The organism is Luteimicrobium album (assembly GCF_030161555.1).
GTDB classification, from domain to species: Bacteria; Actinomycetota; Actinomycetes; order Actinomycetales; family Cellulomonadaceae; genus Luteimicrobium; species Luteimicrobium album.
Genome location: NZ_BSUK01000001.1, coordinates 2,382,815 through 2,398,456, shown reverse-complemented (window position 1 = coordinate 2,398,456; position 15,642 = coordinate 2,382,815). Strand labels below are relative to the sequence as shown.

Here is a 15,642-nt window from a genome sequence, read left to right as displayed (position 1 = left end):
GCACCTGCCGGGCGTGGCGTCGCGCGCGACGGCGCCCGGAAGCGCATGCTGGAAGTGACCTGAGCGTCCCGACGACGGGACCTCGCGGACGGGAGGCACTGCCATGAGTCCCAGGATCGTCAGCTTCGTCGTCGCAGCGATCGCCTACGGCGTCCTGCTCATCATCGCCAACATCGTGCTGTCCGGGATGAGGATCGGGTGGCTGTGGGGCATCGTCGCGGTCGCCCTGTTCACCGTCCTGATCTCGATCGTCCGGCCGCTCCTCACGAAGTTCCTCACCAAGCACGTGCACGAGTACACGTGGGTGATCGGGCTCGCGACCGTGCTCGTGTCGCTCATCCTGACCGTGATCCTGTCCCCCGAGTCCGGGTTCTCGATCCACGGGTTCTGGACGTGGGTGTGGGCCACGCTCATCGTGTGGGTGGGCACCCTGATCTACGACGTCGTCGACGACCGCCTCGTCGCGATGGCGCAGAAGCAGGTCGACTCGCGCAAGTCCAAGGGGTCGGGCACGACGTCGGGCGCCGCGCCGGCCTGAGCCGCCCCGGGCGGGGGCGGACGCGGTCAGAGCCGCTCGAGCCCCCGCTTGAGGTTCCGCACGGCCTGGCCGATGCGCTGCTCGTTCTCGATCAGTGCGAACCGCACGAAGCCGTCGCCGCCGGGCCCGAACCCGACGCCCGGCGACACGGCGACGTCGCACCGCTCGATGACGTGCGTCGCGAACTCGACCGACCCCATGTCCTGGTACGGCTCGGGGATCCGCGCCCACGCGAACATGGTGCCGCCCGGCTTGTGGATGTCCCAGCCGATCCGCTGGAGGCCGTCGTAGAGGGCGTCGCGCCGCGCCTCGTACACGGCCGACGCCTCGGCCGGGTAGTCCGTCGCCTCGTTGAGCGTGACGGTCGCGGCGATCTGGATGGGCTGGAACGTGCCGTAGTCGAGGTAGCTCTTGAGCTTCCCGAGCGCCCCGACGACGTCCTTGCGCCCCACGAGGAACGCGACCCGCCAACCCGCCATCGAGTAGGACTTCGTCATCGAGTACAGCTCGACGGCGACCTCCTTGGCGCCCTCGCACTCCATGATCGACGGCGGCACGAACCCGTCGAACGTCATGTCCGCGTAGGCGAGGTCGTGCACGAGCACGACGTCCCGCTCGCGCGCCCAGTCGACGAGCCGCTGCAGGTCCTCCTTGGTGGCGATCGTCGTCGTGGGGTTGTGCGGGAAGCTCAGGACGACGACGCGCGGCTTGGGCCACCCGTACTCCCACGCCTCCATCACGCGGTCGATGTAGCCGGCCGCGTCGGTGCCGTCGCCGATGTCGACCTGCCGCGCGTCGGCGCCCGCGAAGTACGGCCCCCAGATGTGGATGGGGTAGCTCGGCGTCGGGACGATCGCCGCGTCGCCGGGCTGCAGCAGCACCCACATGAGGTGGCTGAAGCCCTCCTTGGCGCCGATCGTCGAGATGATCTCGGTGTCCGGGTCGAGCAGGACGCCGAACCGGCGCGCGTAGAGGCCGGCGACGGCCTCGCGCAGCTTGGGGATGCCGCGCGACGCCGAGTACCGGTGGTTGCGGGAGTTGCGCGCCGCCTCGGCGAGCTTCTCGACGGCGATCTCCGGGCTCGGCAGGTCCGGGTTCCCGAAGCCCAGGTCGACGACGTCGCGCCCCGCCCGGCGTGCCTCGATCTTCAGCGCGTCGATGATCGTGAAGACGTACGGCGGCAGGCCGGGGATGCGGCGGAACTCGATCTCGCGAGGCATGTCACGCAGGTTACCCGCGGCCCTCAGCAGCGGCGGCGCACGTCCGCACGACGACCCGCCGATCCTCGCGAGACCCTCACGCGCGTTTCGCCTTGGGCGTGCGCGGCACCGCGGCCTGCGCGTCCGACCAAGGTTCACTGACGGGCGTACCGACGTCGTAACCGGGTACTCGGTCGCGGAAACGACCCCAAGCCCGCGAGCGGCCGATCTGGTACGGCGGGGGCCAGCTCGGACGCGACCTGACGCTCCCGCGCCTGCGCGATGGGTGGGTCGACACTCCGCACGCAGCCAGCGCGGCCGCGGCTGAGTGGGAGGCAGCGAAGCGGGGCCGTCGCGTCGTCGCGCCGGGGCGCGAGACCCAGGCTCCGAGCCCCGAGCAGTGGGCGAAGCGCGACGACGAGCTGCGCGAGCTCCTGGGCCGGCTGCGCGCGGTCCCCCTCGAGAACAAGGACACCTGGGCGGCGGTCGCCCGGCAGACCGCGGGCGCGCTCGCCGCGTGGTCGAACGCCACCGAGCAGACTCCCGGCGACCTCGCGGCCGCGGCGGAGGCACTGTCCAGGTCGGCGCAGACGTTCCGGCGCACTGTCCGACCGGACAAGGCGCGGACCGTCGCGCTGTCGGGGGCGGCGATGCTCCTGGCCAGTGCCGCGCACGGCGGCCAGGGTCCCGTTGCCCAGGCCGCGATGGTCCGCCAGCTGCTCCGTCTGACGCAGGCGGTGCACGACGCCGCCGTAGCGACTCAGCAAGCCCGGCAGGCCCGGCTGCTAGCCGAGGACACCAGGGCGAAGCTCGTGCGGGTGCGCGACGCGCTCACGACGACCGGCTCACAGGTCGTGGGCGGCGCATCAGGTGCCGAGGTCTCACCCGCGCCGGCGCCCCCCAGGCCGAGGCGCCCGAACTCGACCCGGAGGCACAGAAGGTCCTGGACCGGCTGCACGCCTCGTACGGCACCGCAACGGCCTCACCGGTGCCGAACAAGGTCGAACCTCGTCGGCGCGCGACGAGCACCACACGACCGGATCGCGAACGCGGTCCGGAACGCTAAGGAGAAGGGGGCGTTACCGCCATGGAGTTCGACGGGATCGAAGAGGCATTCGAGGGGCACCTACGTGTTCTGGTCACCACGGCCGCGCAGCTCGGCGAACGCATGGCCCGAGCGCGGGAGCGGGCCCAGCGCCGCGCCCAGGCGACCTCGGAGCAGAAGGCGCGTGAGCTCGCGTCCCGGTTCGAAGCGGAGAAGAGGGTGGCCCGGGTCGAGCTCGCGAACGTGCACCAGAGCCGTTGGTGGGACAACGCGCGACCTGAGGATGTCGCGCACACCTACCGGCTCGCGACGGCGTGGGTACGCGAGGACGCCGAAGCCGCGCAGACTGTCGGGCGGATCCGGGACGAGCTGCGGACGCGCTATGGCGTCGACGCCCAGAACACCGGTGCGATGCCCGCCGACGTCGACCGGGAGCTGCGGGCTTGGGCTGCCCGCGACGGCGACCTCGCCGCCGCGGCGGCGAGTGTCGAAGCACGAGAAGCGCCAGCCGGAGGCGGAAGCCGCCCAGCTCATGACGTTCGCCGCGCGGGAGGCGGCCGCGGCCGCGCAGGCACGCGAGGCTGCACACTACGAGCCCGACGACAGCGACCGCATCGACGCGGCCGCTGATGCTGAGCGTCACGAGGCCCGCGCCGCGACGGCACTTGAACAGGGCCAGGACTCGTACGACTCCGCCGAGCGGCGCCAGGGCACAGCGGACGCGCTGACCGCCAAGGGGCTGGACCGGGAGCTCGTCGCGACGGCACTGACTGCCGACGTCAGTCAGGGCCGCCCGGCCGCCGATGCCGTCAAGGACGGCGGGCCCCGCAGCGCGCCGAAGGCCCGGAAAGTCGCGCACTCGTGGGCGCTCTGTCGAAGCACAACGCGGTAGCCATAGCAGGTGACCGAAGGTGCGCACGGCCGCACTCGTACGGGTGCGGCCGTGCTCATGGCTGCGCGACTCGATCGGCAGGGCACGCGATCGTCAGGTCTCCGTGGGCGAGTTGAGCCACGTGTTCAAGGTCTCGACAATCTTCCGACTGGACCAGTAGGCCCACGATGAGAACCGTGACTGCCAAGACGTCGACGAAGAATATTGCAACGAGCCCCGGCGTGGCGGATGGGCGGTCGGCGAAATTCAGACGGTCGAAGTCCGCGCGTTTATCGTCGGTCACGGAGCCATTCGGCGCCGCGCCAGATGGGCGACTAAATGATCCGTTGAATGGATCGCAACACGGTGAGCGCAACCTCATCGGGATAGCCCGTTACAGTTTCCCACTCTGGACCGGCCCCATTAAAGGTCGAAGCAAAGGTGAGCTCGGCAATTTTCACCGCAAATCTAAGGTCTGCGCCGTTCAGCGTGCCACTGACAGAGATTGATTCCTCGAGTCGGTCGATGATGTCATAGAACTCGTCACGGTCCGAGATCTCAAGATAAGCAAGCAGTGGCTCGTTTGGTTGAAGAGGCCCGGACCACTGGGCGATCGCGGCGGCGATGAATCCAGCCTGGTCCCGTGTGAGCAAGATTTGCCCTTCTAGTCGAGTTTGTGTGTGAAATAGAGCCTGCCGCGAGTCGGCCTGAAGACCGTTCCTCCGTCGCGATCCCACGGATTATGAATGACGAGCGTGTTGCTCCTCTGGTGATAGAAAGCCGTGCGGTCGTTCGAGAGAAAGCGAACTTCACCATGGCGGATCACATGTGATACGTGGCGGCTCATCTCTCCGCGGCGCTGGAAGCCGAATTCTGATCGATGCTTGGTCCATGCGTGTCCACGAGAGATTGAATCGCCGATGTCGTCTGCAAAGCGCCTCAGAAAACCTAGCTTGATCTTGAAATGAACTGGGCGCGATCGCCCGCTAAACTCTGCACCGCCCATGAAGTCGCCTTCATTGCCACCGCAGTCGCAGACGGATCGCCGGATGTACCGCTGACCATTGAGGTCGATCCCGCCGACCGGATCCTGAGGGTAAGCGTACGCGGCGGAGTTGCCGCCAGCGACGGGATCGATGCTCGTGAACTGGCCGGTAGCGGGGTTGAACAGTCGGGCGCCCATGAGGATGAGGCCGGTGGTGTCGGTGGCGCGTTGTTTGGCGCCAAGGTACCCGTAGGTCAGGGCTCCGGTGTTCACGGGGGTGACGGAGTCGCCTGGGTAGGGGTAGCCGTCGGCGTCGGTCTCGACGTCGTCGATGGTCTGGTTGCCGTACTCGTCGAAGCACGCCACGGCGCCCATCTGGACGGTAGACCCGTCGGTCGGGACGGTCACGGTGGTGATGGTGTCCCCGTGCGGGTCCGCGAGATCCAGGGTGCCGACCCCGGCGGTATCGGTGAACCCGAGGTCGCCGCCGATCGAGGACCCGTAAACGCTGACGACCGGGTCACCGGTCCCGATGGTCTGGGTCGCGTAGGAGGGGTTGTCGGAGTCGTCGCCGTAGTCCCGGGTCGTGGTGACGTTGTCCGCGCCGTCCTTGGTGGTGATCGACGTGGACCGCCGGCCCCCGGGTCCAGGGTGTAGGACGTCGTCGTGCCGTCCTGGCTGGTGGTGTGGGCGGCGTCAGTGTCGTAATAGCTCAGCGTGACATCGCCCGCGGTGGAGCCGGTCCACACACCGCCGAGGGACTCGATCAGCTGGTTGGCGGGGGTGTCCCCGGCAGGAAGAGTCGTGACCCGGCCGAGCGCGTCGTAGACGTACCCGGTGGCCCCGAACGCGTCGGTGGTCTGGGTGGACTCGTTCCCGTCGTCGTCGGTGACGTCGGCCACGGTGTGGACCGCGGCTTCGGTCTGGACCCGGTCGGCGGGGTTGTAGGCCCAGGTCTTGGTCACGGTCGCTGCCGCTGGGTCGGCACAGGAGTCCGTCAGGGTCGTCGTGTTGATCTGCCCGGTCCGGTTCCCGTTGGCGTCGAAGCTGTACGCACGGTCCTGGCAGAAGTTGTCGCGCTGGTCGACGACGTCCGTCAGCCGGCCGGCGTTGTCGTAGGCGTAGCCCAACGTCCGCCCGACGGTGTTGTCCCCGGACCCGGCGTTGGTGTCGACCTCGGTCGTCCGGTCCTGGACGTCGGAGGTGATCGTCCACGCCAGGCCCGGGATGGTGGTGCCGTCCGAGTCGATCGCGTCGTACTCGAGACCGGTCTGCTGCCCGTCACGGGAGTAGGTGTTGGTCTGGGTCACCCCGGCGGGCAGGGTCTGGGTGAGCATGTCCCCGACCCCGTCGTAGGTCGCACCGTAGGTGTAGGTGCGGGCTCCGACGGTGGTGACCTGCTTGGTCGTGTTTCCCGACGCGTCGTAGGTATACGCGGTGGAGCTCGCGTCCGCGGTAGTCGACTCGGTAGCGACGCTGCCAGCACCGTTGGACGTGGCACCCGCGCTTGATGCCGCGGACGCCACGTACGTCGTGGTGGTGATGACGCCGTTGCCGTCCTTGTACGAGGTGACCCTCCCCCACGTGTCGTACAGGGTGGAGGTACGCCCGGTCTCGGCGTGGGTGGTGGGGTTCTGGGTCGCGGTGTAGTCGACCAGGCCCGTGCCGTCCTGGTAGTGGATGTAGGTGTCGTCGACCGGGTTTGACCCGGCCAGCCCGCTCACCGTGGTGTGCACCAGGGTGGTGCGCCCCGCCGCGTCGTAGCTCGTGGTCGTGGTGCGAACCGCACTCCCCTGGGTTTCGGTCTGGGTCTCCGGATCGCCCCACAGCGAGTACTTCGTGGTCGCGTCGACCGGGACGGACGGCGTGGTCTCGGCGGTGGTGGTCCGGCAGACCTGGCCCGCCCACTCCGGGTGGGCCGGGCAACCCGTCGACCCCGCGACGGTGTAGTAGCTGGTGAGCTGGGTCCCGGCGTCCAATCCGTTGGACTTCGCGCCGATGGTCTTGATGGTGCGCCCCTCGGAGTCGAACAGGGTCTGGGTCTTGATCCCCGTGTTCGCGGTGAAGTTGGTGACCGTGGTCGAGGTGGTGGGCGACCCGAGGGTCCACCCGGACGTGTTCCCGGTCGCCGGTGCGCTGTCGATCGGGTTGTACCCGGTCACCGACTTCCCGATCACGGTCTCACCTGAAGCGGGTGTGGTGTCGGTACCGGCGACCTGGGTCGTGGTGACGGTGGTAGCCAGCCCGTACGCGAGCCCCGTGGCCGGGCTAACGCCGTGGTTCGGGGCACCGGCGTCGTAGTCCGTGTGGGTGTGCGTGCGCACCGGGTCACCGCCCGCATCCGTGGCCGGCGCCCACACATCGGTCACCCGGGTATTCGCAGGAACGATGACGGTCCCGGACGGCACCGTCCCGGCGCCGCCTGGGCCGTCGGCGGCCGCGGTGGAGCTGATGTTGGTCGGGTTGTAGTGGGTGACCGTCGCGAACGAGTCCAGGTCCGCCTGGTCGAGCGCCGCCGCCCCGCCAGCGGAGAGGATTCCAGCGATTCCCCGCGAATCCAGAGACTTGATGACATTGCCGGTCTGGTCATATGAGGTAGCGCTGAACTGCCAGGCACCCTCGTTGGAGGAGGCAGTGTTCACCACACGGCCGTCGGTACGGGCGTACTGCAGATCCGCGTACGGCCAGTCCGTGGCCGCGACCGAGGACGCGGTCGAGGTGGTCACGGTGTGGTCGGCCCCGAAGACCGCGACCCCGACGGTGGGGACGTCGTTCTCCCCCACCGGCTCACCCCGACGGTGTCGTCGGAGGTGTTGCGCATGTCCGGGAGCCCCGAGGTCAGCACGGCCGGGTTGATCCCGTACACGAACCGGGCCACCTGCGAGGACCCGGAGGTCGGGTTCGCCCGGGACACGACCTGCAGACCGTGCGCGTCGGTGCCGGCACCCGCTGCCACTGACCCATAGACCAGGGCGTACGCCTTCTGCCCGGCCGGGGTGAACCCGGTCAGCAGCGGCTGCCCCGAGGACGAGGTCCCCGAGTACGCGTAGCTGGTGGCCAGATTGGTGCGGGGATCGGTGACCGTCACCAGCTGCTTGGAGGCGTTGTACTTGTACAGCGCGACGGCCACGGTTCGGATGCTTCCAGTCGTCGTCTTGCCATCGCAGCCCGTCGTGCCGGGGTCCGTGTCGGGGTCGTACGCCGTGTAGGAGATGCAGCTCACCTGCCCGGCCACATCCCCCGGTGTGGTTGAAGTCGCGGTCGTCGTGGGCGCATAGCTAACCGTTAGTGCGCGGCATCCTGCCGCCATTGGGCTGCAGGAGATCGCTTTGCCGGATCCGTCTAGCGGGACCGCACCCAGGATCTGGGTGACCCGGCCCGCACTGTCGTAGCTGTAGGTCGTCGCGCTTGTGGAGGCCGGGGCCGTTACCGACTGCGCCTGCCAACCCTTCGAGAGGCTCCCGGTGAACTTGGTGACGGTGCCGTCGGCGTCGGTGAAGGTCATCGCGGTGGTGGACGTGAGCAGGAGTGTGGCTCCCGATGCCTTGGTGTCCGCGTCAGCTGCGGGGTAGGTGCCGGTGGGGTCGGTGGCATGAGCGGTTCCCGGGGCGCGGAAGATGAGTGCGTCCCCGTCGTCGTCGAGCAGGGCGATGGTGCCGTCGCCCGTCGATCCGGTGCTGTCATACACGTCCCACCCGGCCACACCGGAGTCGTCACCGTCGAACGACGCCGACCACCCAGGCCCGAACACGGGGTTGGTCTCCGGGGCTGAGTCGGAGGAGTAGGTGCGGGAGATCGACAGGTCCCCGTTGTACCCGGGCACGTCCGCGTCCGTCGCGGACTGCTGGTACTCCCCGTCCACAGCGCAACCTGGCCGGGGCCGGCGTCCGCGACCGGGAAGTCGTCCCCGAACGCCGACGGAACTCGGGTGATCGTCGGCTTGCCAGATGGTGCCGCGCCTGAGCTCCACGAGCAGCGGGTCAGGCTTGGTGAGGAGTAGGCGAAGCAGACCTGCACCTGCAGCTGGACGGTGCCGCGAAGGTTGGCCTGGACCTGTGATAGCGCGCTCGTCGAGAACCTGGACGAATATGACACCGCCTGACCGGCGGCGAAGGTCGCTCCGCTTCCCGTGATCGCAGTCCATCCGGCTGTCGAGCCATTCACGGTGGCGTCGCCTGCTCCGGCCGGGCCGCCGGCGATCCGGTAGTACGCAGTCGCAGCGACGCTCCCGCTTGAGGCGGTGGGCCCGTTAGCCGCGAGGTTGAACACGTCAGTCGACCGCTGGTCCGGGGCGGGGGCGGTTAGCGCTGCACCCGCTGCGGTGAACGTGAAGGACGTCGGCGTCGTCGAGACGTTGCCCGCCTTGTCGACCGTTCTGACCTGGACCGTGTGCTTTCCCGTCGGAAGAGGTGCCCAGGTCCACGTCGCGGTCGGCGTGGTGGTCCACAAGGTACTCGAGGAGACCGGGACCTCGTTCCACGAGGTGTCGGTCTCGGTCTTGTACTCAAGCTCGTACACGTCCGTGTTGGACCCGACCGCCGTGAACGTGCTCGAGGACGGTGCAGGGTCAGCGGTCTGGTTCGCCGTCAACCCTGTGGCGGTCACGGTCGGCGCGGCAGGCGCACCTGTGTTCAAGGTGAACTTGCCCGCAGAGTTCCACGGCTTGTACACGGTCTTGGAGGACAAGGATCCGTCGTTGGCTCGGATCTGCAGCACGAACGTGTGCCCCGCGGGCAAGTTCGTGGTCGGGGTGTACGAGGACGTGCCGCCCGAGGCGACTGTGGACCCGGACACCCAGTTCCAGATCACCTTGTTCGAGTCGCTCGAGTCGGTCAGGTAGAACTGCGCCTTGACGTTCCCACCGTCAGGGTCGGAGACCACGGCCTTCACCGTCGGGGTCAACGACTTGACCTCGAGCTGCCCGGTGGTGTCGTTCGCCGGATACCACACGTACGGGGAGATCGACCCGGACTTCGCGGTGGCCGGATACGAGTTGTACGAGACCGTCAGGGTCGGCTTGCCGGTGTCGGCGTTGGCGGAGTTGAAGTACTTCCACCCGTAGGAGTCGGACTCGTCCGAGGCCCGCAGGGACGCGGTGTGCGTGGTGGACGAGGAGTCGGCCCAGTCCTGAGCCATGCTCGTCACGGTCGCCACCGAGTTCCCGGCCGCGCACGAGGAGGAGTACCCCTTCGCGTCCGTGACGGTGGTGTACGTGGTGTGCCAGGCCGGCTGGTTCGACCACACCGTCGAGGTCGAGGAGTTCGTCGTGGTGTCACCGACCTTGTACCCACGCGCCGAGCACGACCACGAGTAGTACTCCCACAGCGTCAGCTTCGCCGACGAGATCTGGGTGCCCTTGAACGAGGAGGAGGAGAACTGCAAGAAGCTGCGCGCGACATCCGTCCCGTCGTCGTACGTCCCGACCCGCAGCTGAGTGGAACCGGCCTTGGAATCGGTCGAGTTGCTTTGCACCCAGGTGTCGGTGGTCACGTGCAACGACACCGAAGGGTCGACCACCACCGGGAACACCGTGTCCGGGTCCGCGAGCACGTCCGCGACGCTCGTCGCCTCAGCCGGGTCGTCCGGACTGGTGTCGTCTCCCGGGGTCAGGTCGACCTGCGCGCTCGCGCCCGTAGCCTCCACCCCCACCGACAACGGGGACACCGCCTCCGCGGCGGCCGCAGCCTCAGCAGGCGTGGGCGCCGGGTCGGAGGCCTTCACTTTCGCCGCCGCCTCGGTCTGGGCCTGGCCCTGCGCCGTGCCCGTCCACACCCCCGGCTGCGCCGCGGTGTCGAACGACTTCGCGACCGGGTTCGCGAGCGTGTCGTCATACCTCGAGTCCCACACCTGCGGCAGCCCCACCGCCGCGACCGGGTCCCCCGCCTTCGTGACCAGGGACGCGACGTCCCCGCCCTTGGCCGGGTCCGTCTCCTTCGCCTTCACACCCAGGCCCTGCGCCGTCTTGCCCGTCGCGGCGACCGTGGTCGACAGGACCAGCGCCGCCGGGTCGGTGGGCTTGTCCTTCACCACGAAGTACTGCTCCACCCCGGTGCCGGTGACGTCGACGACCATGTCGACACCCGGCTGCACGTCCGCGTAGGTCGCCCGGGGTCCGTCCACCGTCGGGGCCGGCAGGTCACCCGGGTACGTCAGCTGCGAGGCGACCTTCGTGTCCGGGTCGGTGAACGACGCCACCACCGACGTCCCGTCGCTGGCCTTCGTCGCCCCGGCGATCTTGATGTCCCCGGCCTGCGCGACCGGAGAGAACGACCCATCCGCGTTCTTCCCCAAGGTCGCATCCACACCGGCCCAGTCCGCCAGCTGGGTCCCGTCCCCGCCCTTGCGCACCCACACCGGGCCCGTCGCGGTCGAGGTCTGCCAGGTCCCGTCCGGCATCGCGAACGTCGAGGTGTCCTCGGTCCGGGCGGCGAGGTTCTCCACCCGCTCCCCCGCCAGCCGGGCATTGATCGACGCAGACACCGCGTCCGGGGCCGTCAGGTCACCTTGTGGATCACGGGACGCCGACACCTTCGTCGGCGCGGACTTCGCCACCTCCGAACCCGTGTCCGCGCGGGCCGCACCCGTCGGAACCTCGATCACACCCACCGCGACCGCGGCCACCGCGCCCGCCACCAACGCGGACTTACGCCACGAACCAGGCATGCCAAAAGCAGCAGAGAAGACACCCATCGAGCGCTCCGACTACTCGGTGCCGGTCGACCTCGGCCGGCACGACCGAACCTCGCCCCCTCGGGCAGGCCCCAGAGCGCTCCGCCCAGGCTCAGCCCGGCTCACGGTGGTGAGCAGAATCTAGACCACGAGGTACCGGGATCCGCTACGTCACGCATCTTTTTCACCCGCTCCGATCTCGGGCGGTTCACCGGCGGACGAGGCGCGTCCGAGAACAGGCCTCGCCCGAGCCAAGTACTGGGGCGCCACAGGCGCCCTTACCAGCGACGGCAGTACTGCCACGTTCAGTGGACCCGAACCTCCCAGAACGCGATCTCAGCTGATGGCTCGTGCGGCGGCGGCGTGCACTTCCCGGCCTGGTCTCTCCTCGAGGAGCGCCCTCCAGGAACGCTCGCAGGACAACCCGCCGATCCTCGCGAGACCCTCACGCCCCGGGGCGCAGGTTCTCCGCGACGCGCCTCAGCATCTCGATCGCCCGCCCGACCTCGGCCGGGTCGATGCCCGCGGTGACGCGTTCGCGGGCCGCGGTGACATCGTCAAGGAGGCGGTGGTACGCCGTCTGGCCCTCCGCGGTGATGGCCCAGCCTTCCGACGTGCCCTGCACCCAGCCCCGCGAGACGAGGTCCTGGACCTCCGTCTCGAAGCCGTGCAGGACGCCGTCCGGGGTGTCGGCCTGTGCGGACCCGCCCGCGAGGAGCGTGAGGACGTGCCAGTGCCGGCGGCCGAGGCCGGCGTGGGGGACGGCGTCGCCGAACTGCTCGTCGAGCAGCCGCGCCACGAGGCTCACCCAGTACCCGATCGTCTCCATCGACCCACCTCCTGCGTCCACGGTAGGCCGCGCTCCCACGGCCGGCAGGGCGGGTGGCAGAGTGGAGGCATGAGCGAGGAGAACCGCCGGGCCCTGGTCGTCGTGGACGTGCAGCCGACGTTCTGCGAGGGCGGCGAGCTGGGCGTCGACGGCGGGAACGACGTCGCGCAGCGCATCGCCGACTACGTGGCAGCGCACCGCGACCGGTACGCGTTCGTCGCGACGACGCAGGACTGGCACATCGACCCGGGCGACCACTTCTCCGACCACCCCGACTTCGTCGACACGTGGCCCCCGCACGGGCTCGCCGGGTCGGCGAACGCCGAGCTCCACCCCGCGCTCGCCGGCCTCGACCCCGACGTCAGCGTCAAGAAGGGCCAGCACGCCGCGGCCTACTCGGGCTTCGAGGGCACCGACCCCGCCGGCCGGTCGCTCGCGGACGCCCTGCGGGACGCGGGCGTGGACGCGGTGGACGTCGTCGGGATCGCGGAGTCGCACTGCGTGAAGGCGACCGCGCTCGACGCGCACGCGCTCGGGCTGCCGACGCGGGTCCTGACGGACCTCACCGTGCCCGTCTCTCCCGAGCTCGGCGCCGCGGCGCGCGAGGAGCTCGCGGCGGACGGCGTGACGCTCGTGCCGTCGTCGGGCGCCTGACCCGCGCCGCCCCGTGTGTCAGAACGACGGTCCCGTATCCGGGAACCACGTTCTGACAACCGGCGCACGTGAGCTGCGTGTCAGAACGACGGTCCCGGATACGGGAACCACGTTCTGACAACTCGCGTCAGGACGCGCGAGCCGCGAGCGCCGCCGCGTACAGGTCGCGCTTGCTGACGCCCCCGCCGCCGACGCCGGACGCCTCCGCGACCGCGGCGACCGCCTCCTTGAGCCGCTCGCCCGCGGCGACGCGCTCGAGCACCTCGTCGACGAGCTCCTCCACGCTCACGGCCGCCGCCCGCGACGCCCCGGCGACGACGACGGCGATCTCCCCGCGCAGCGGCTCGGCCTGCGCGCGCTCGGCAAGCTCCCCGAGGCCGCCGCGCAGCACCTCCTCGTACGTCTTGGTGAGCTCGCGGCAGACGGCGGCCGGCCGGTCCGGGCCGAACGCGTCGGCCATCGCGGCGAGAGTGTCCGCGATGCGGTGCGGGGCCTCGAAGAAGACCATGGTCCGGGGCTCGCGGCCGAGCGCCTCGAGCGTCCGACGCCGCTCGCCGGGCTTGCGGGGCGGGAACCCCTCGAACGTGAAGCGGTCGGTCGCGATCCCCGACACGGCGAGCGCCGCGAGGACCGCCGACGGTCCGGGCGCCGTCGTGACGGGCAGGTCCCGCTCGACCGCGCGGGTCACGACCCGGTACCCGGGGTCGGACACGGACGGCATCCCGGCGTCGGTCACCACGAGAACCGTCCCACCGCCCTCGACGACGTCGAGCAGGTCGTCGGCGCGGGCCGTCTCGTTGTGCTCGTGGTAGCTGACGACGCGGCCGCCGACCTCGAGCCCGAGCCGCCCGGCGAGCGCGTGCAGGCGCCGCGTGTCCTCGGCCGCGACGACGTCCGCCTCGGCGAGGAGACGACGCAGACGGGGGACGCGTCGTCGGCGTTGCCGATGGGGGTGGCGGCGAGGACCAGGACGCCCCCGGGGCGGACGACGGATCGGTCGGCAGGGCTCTCGGCTCGGCTCTGGGCGCTGCTCATGGCCCCCACTGTCCCACGCCGTACCATGACGGGCGTGTCCGCCACGAGCAGCGCCGACGAGCAGCCCACCGCGCCCGAGCCGTCGTCCGGCACGCCCGCGGACGGAGTCCCGAACGGGCGCCATGTCGCGGGTGCCGCGCTCGACGCGCCACCGTTCGACGCGACCGATCCTGACGCGACCCCGGACGCCGGCGACACGACCACCGGACCGGGCGCCGGGCCGTCGTCGGACGCGCCCGAGCCGAGCGCGCGCGACCGCTACCTGCTCAAGCTGTTCGGGCCGCGCCGCCTGGCTCTGGGCTCGACGCCGCGCGACCGCCTCTGGGGCTGGCTCGGCCCGCTGCTCGTCACGGCGCTCGCCGCGATCCTGCGCCTGTACCACCTGGGCTATCCCAGGACCCTCGTCTTCGACGAGACGTACTACGTCAAGTACGCGTACTCGCTGCTGAGGTCCGGGTACGAGGCGAAGTGGCCCGACAACCCGAACCCGGCCTTCGAGGCGGGCCACGCCGACACGTACCTGCACCAGGCCGACTACGTCGTCCACCCGCCGCTCGGCAAGTGGATGATCTCGCTGGGCCTGCGGTTCGGGGGCGCGGAGAACCCGTGGGCGTGGCGCATCAGCACGGCCGTGGTCGGGATCCTCGCGGTGTGGATCGTGGCGCGGATCGCGCGCCGCCTCTTCGGGTCCACGCTGATCGGCGTCCTCGCAGGCCTGTTCATGGCCGTCGACGGCGAGGCGATCGTCCACTCGCGCACCTCCCTGCTCGACAACTTCGTCATGTTCTGGGGGCTGGTCGCGTTCGCGTTCCTGATCCTCGACCGGGAGCAGGCGAGACGCCGGCTCGCGGACCGGTGCGCGGCGGTCGTCGAGGCGGGCGGCGAGATCGGGAAGTACGGGCCGCGGCTCGGCTGGCGCTGGTACCGGTTCCTCGCGGCTGTGTCGCTGGGGCTGATGTGCGGGACGAAGTGGTCGGGGATCTACTTCATCGCGGTGTTCGGGCTGCTGACGGTCGGCTGGGACATGACCGCCCGGCGGGCGGTGGGGATCAAGCGCTGGTGGGAGGACGCGATCCTCGTCGACGGGATCCCCGCGGCCCTCGTCATGCTCCCGACGGCGCTGATCGCCTACCTCGCGACGTGGTGGGGCTGGTTCCGCAACCCGATGTCGTACATGCGGCAGTGGGCCGAGCAGAACCCCGGCCAGGGCGTGAGCTGGCTGCCGCCCACGCTGCGGTCGTTCTGGCAGTACCACGTCCAGATGTGGCACTTCCACAACACGCTCGACACCCCGCACCCCTACCAGGCGAACCCGCTCGGCTGGATGCTGCAGTGGCGGCCGACGTCCTTCTACTACGAGTCGATCCAGCCCGGGAAGCAGGGCTGCGGGTCGTCGCCGTGCTCGCAGGCGGTCACCTCGCTCGGCAACCCCGTCCTGTGGTGGGCGGGCGCGCTGTGCCTCGCGGTCGCCCTCGTGTGGCTGTTCATCGCGCGGGACTGGCGGGCGACCGCGGTGCTCGCGGGCGTCGTCGCGGGCTGGTTCCCGTGGTTCGCCTACATGCACCGGACGATCTTCACGTTCTACTCGATCGTCTTCACGCCCTGGGTCATGATGGCCGTCGCCTACGTGATCGCCTTGCTGCTCGAGGAGACGCAGGGCGAGAGACGCGCGAGACGCCGGGTCGTCGTCGGGGTGAGCATCTTCGTGACCGTCGTGGTCGCGGTGAGCCTGTTCTTCTACCCGATCTGGACGGCGCAGACGGTCCCGTACACCTTCTGGCACCTCCACATGTGGCTGCCGAGCTGGATCTGAGCAC

At 69.9% G+C, this 15,642-nt stretch carries 10 protein-coding genes and 3 pseudogenes; 4 read left to right on the top strand and 9 right to left on the bottom strand.

Annotation, left to right across the window (positions count from 1 at the left end; all coding sequences use genetic code 11):
* Positions 1-103 precede the first annotated feature (103 nt).
* The gene (locus tag QQK45_RS12410) at positions 104-538 is read left to right on the top strand and encodes a phage holin family protein (RefSeq protein WP_284293520.1); all 435 of its coding nucleotides are present in this window, start codon (positions 104-106) and stop codon (positions 536-538) included.
* A gap of 26 nt (positions 539-564) precedes the next feature.
* Here the strand turns inward: QQK45_RS12410 and QQK45_RS12405 are convergent, their stop codons facing one another.
* The gene (locus QQK45_RS12405; protein WP_284293519.1) at positions 565-1,758 is read right to left on the bottom strand and encodes an aminotransferase class I/II-fold pyridoxal phosphate-dependent enzyme; all 1,194 of its coding nucleotides are present in this window, start codon (positions 1,756-1,758) and stop codon (positions 565-567) included.
* Positions 1,759-3,266: 1,508 nt separating this feature from the next.
* Here QQK45_RS12405 and QQK45_RS12400 point away from each other — a divergent pair.
* Positions 3,267-3,674, top strand: a complete 408-nt coding sequence (locus tag QQK45_RS12400; protein WP_284293518.1) for a hypothetical protein — start codon at positions 3,267-3,269, stop codon at positions 3,672-3,674.
* 314 nt (positions 3,675-3,988) lie between these two features.
* On the opposite strand, the gene QQK45_RS12395 is transcribed toward QQK45_RS12400, so the two are convergent.
* The 7 genes and pseudogenes from QQK45_RS12395 to QQK45_RS12370 form a co-directional block, all read right to left on the bottom strand.
* Positions 3,989-4,306, bottom strand: a complete 318-nt coding sequence (locus tag QQK45_RS12395) for a hypothetical protein (RefSeq protein WP_284293517.1) — start codon at positions 4,304-4,306, stop codon at positions 3,989-3,991.
* An 11-nt stretch (positions 4,307-4,317) separates the two neighbouring features.
* On the bottom strand, positions 4,318-5,046 hold the full coding sequence (locus tag QQK45_RS12390) for an RHS repeat-associated core domain-containing protein (RefSeq protein WP_284293516.1): 729 nt from the start codon (positions 5,044-5,046) through the stop codon (positions 4,318-4,320).
* Positions 5,043-7,421 carry an RHS repeat domain-containing protein gene (locus QQK45_RS12385; RefSeq protein ID WP_284293515.1) on the bottom strand — a complete coding sequence of 793 codons (2,379 nt, stop codon included), beginning with the start codon at positions 7,419-7,421 and terminating at the stop codon, positions 5,043-5,045. Before QQK45_RS12385 ends, QQK45_RS12390 begins: the two co-directional genes overlap by 4 nt.
* Entirely contained in the window at positions 7,361-7,861 is a 501-nt protein-coding gene (locus tag QQK45_RS12380) for a hypothetical protein (protein ID WP_284293514.1), read from the bottom strand. The genes QQK45_RS12385 and QQK45_RS12380 overlap by 61 nt, the downstream gene beginning before the upstream one ends.
* Positions 7,862-8,416: 555 nt before the next feature.
* Positions 8,417-8,782 (bottom strand): annotated as a pseudogene (locus QQK45_RS23245) (hypothetical protein); the annotation flags it as partial.
* An 869-nt stretch (positions 8,783-9,651) separates the two neighbouring features.
* A pseudogene (locus tag QQK45_RS23240) lies at positions 9,652-10,710 on the bottom strand (DNRLRE domain-containing protein); the annotation flags it as partial.
* Between the two features lie 1,042 nt (positions 10,711-11,752).
* A complete protein-coding gene (locus QQK45_RS12370) occupies positions 11,753-12,136 on the bottom strand; it encodes a hypothetical protein (RefSeq protein WP_284293512.1) in 384 nt (127 codons plus the stop codon).
* A gap of 69 nt (positions 12,137-12,205) precedes the next feature.
* On the opposite strand from QQK45_RS12370, the gene QQK45_RS12365 reads away from it, so the two are divergent.
* Positions 12,206-12,790: an isochorismatase family protein gene (locus tag QQK45_RS12365; RefSeq protein ID WP_284293511.1), complete on the top strand. Its 585-nt coding sequence runs from the start codon at positions 12,206-12,208 to the stop codon at positions 12,788-12,790.
* 127 nt (positions 12,791-12,917) lie between these two features.
* Here QQK45_RS12365 and rsmI read toward each other — a convergent pair.
* Positions 12,918-13,825: pseudogene (gene rsmI, locus QQK45_RS12360) on the bottom strand (16S rRNA (cytidine(1402)-2'-O)-methyltransferase).
* On the opposite strand from rsmI, the gene QQK45_RS12355 reads away from it, so the two are divergent.
* Positions 13,737-15,638: a phospholipid carrier-dependent glycosyltransferase gene (locus QQK45_RS12355; protein ID WP_284293510.1), complete on the top strand. Its 1,902-nt coding sequence runs from the start codon at positions 13,737-13,739 to the stop codon at positions 15,636-15,638. The pseudogene rsmI and the gene QQK45_RS12355 overlap by 89 nt on opposite strands.
* Positions 15,639-15,642 lie beyond the last annotated feature (4 nt).

Excerpts from the sequence above, each read along its gene's own strand:
- QQK45_RS12410 (WP_284293520.1), top strand. The coding sequence starts at position 104 with ATGAGTCCCAGGATCGTCAGCTTCGTCGTCGCAGCGATCGCCTACGGC.
- QQK45_RS12405 (WP_284293519.1), bottom strand. The coding sequence starts at position 1,758 with ATGCCTCGCGAGATCGAGTTCCGCCGCATCCCCGGCCTGCCGCCGTAC.
- QQK45_RS12370 (WP_284293512.1), bottom strand. The coding sequence starts at position 12,136 with ATGGAGACGATCGGGTACTGGGTGAGCCTCGTGGCGCGGCTGCTCGAC.
- QQK45_RS12365 (WP_284293511.1), top strand. The coding sequence starts at position 12,206 with ATGAGCGAGGAGAACCGCCGGGCCCTGGTCGTCGTGGACGTGCAGCCG.
- QQK45_RS12355 (WP_284293510.1), top strand. The coding sequence starts at position 13,737 with ATGGGGGTGGCGGCGAGGACCAGGACGCCCCCGGGGCGGACGACGGAT.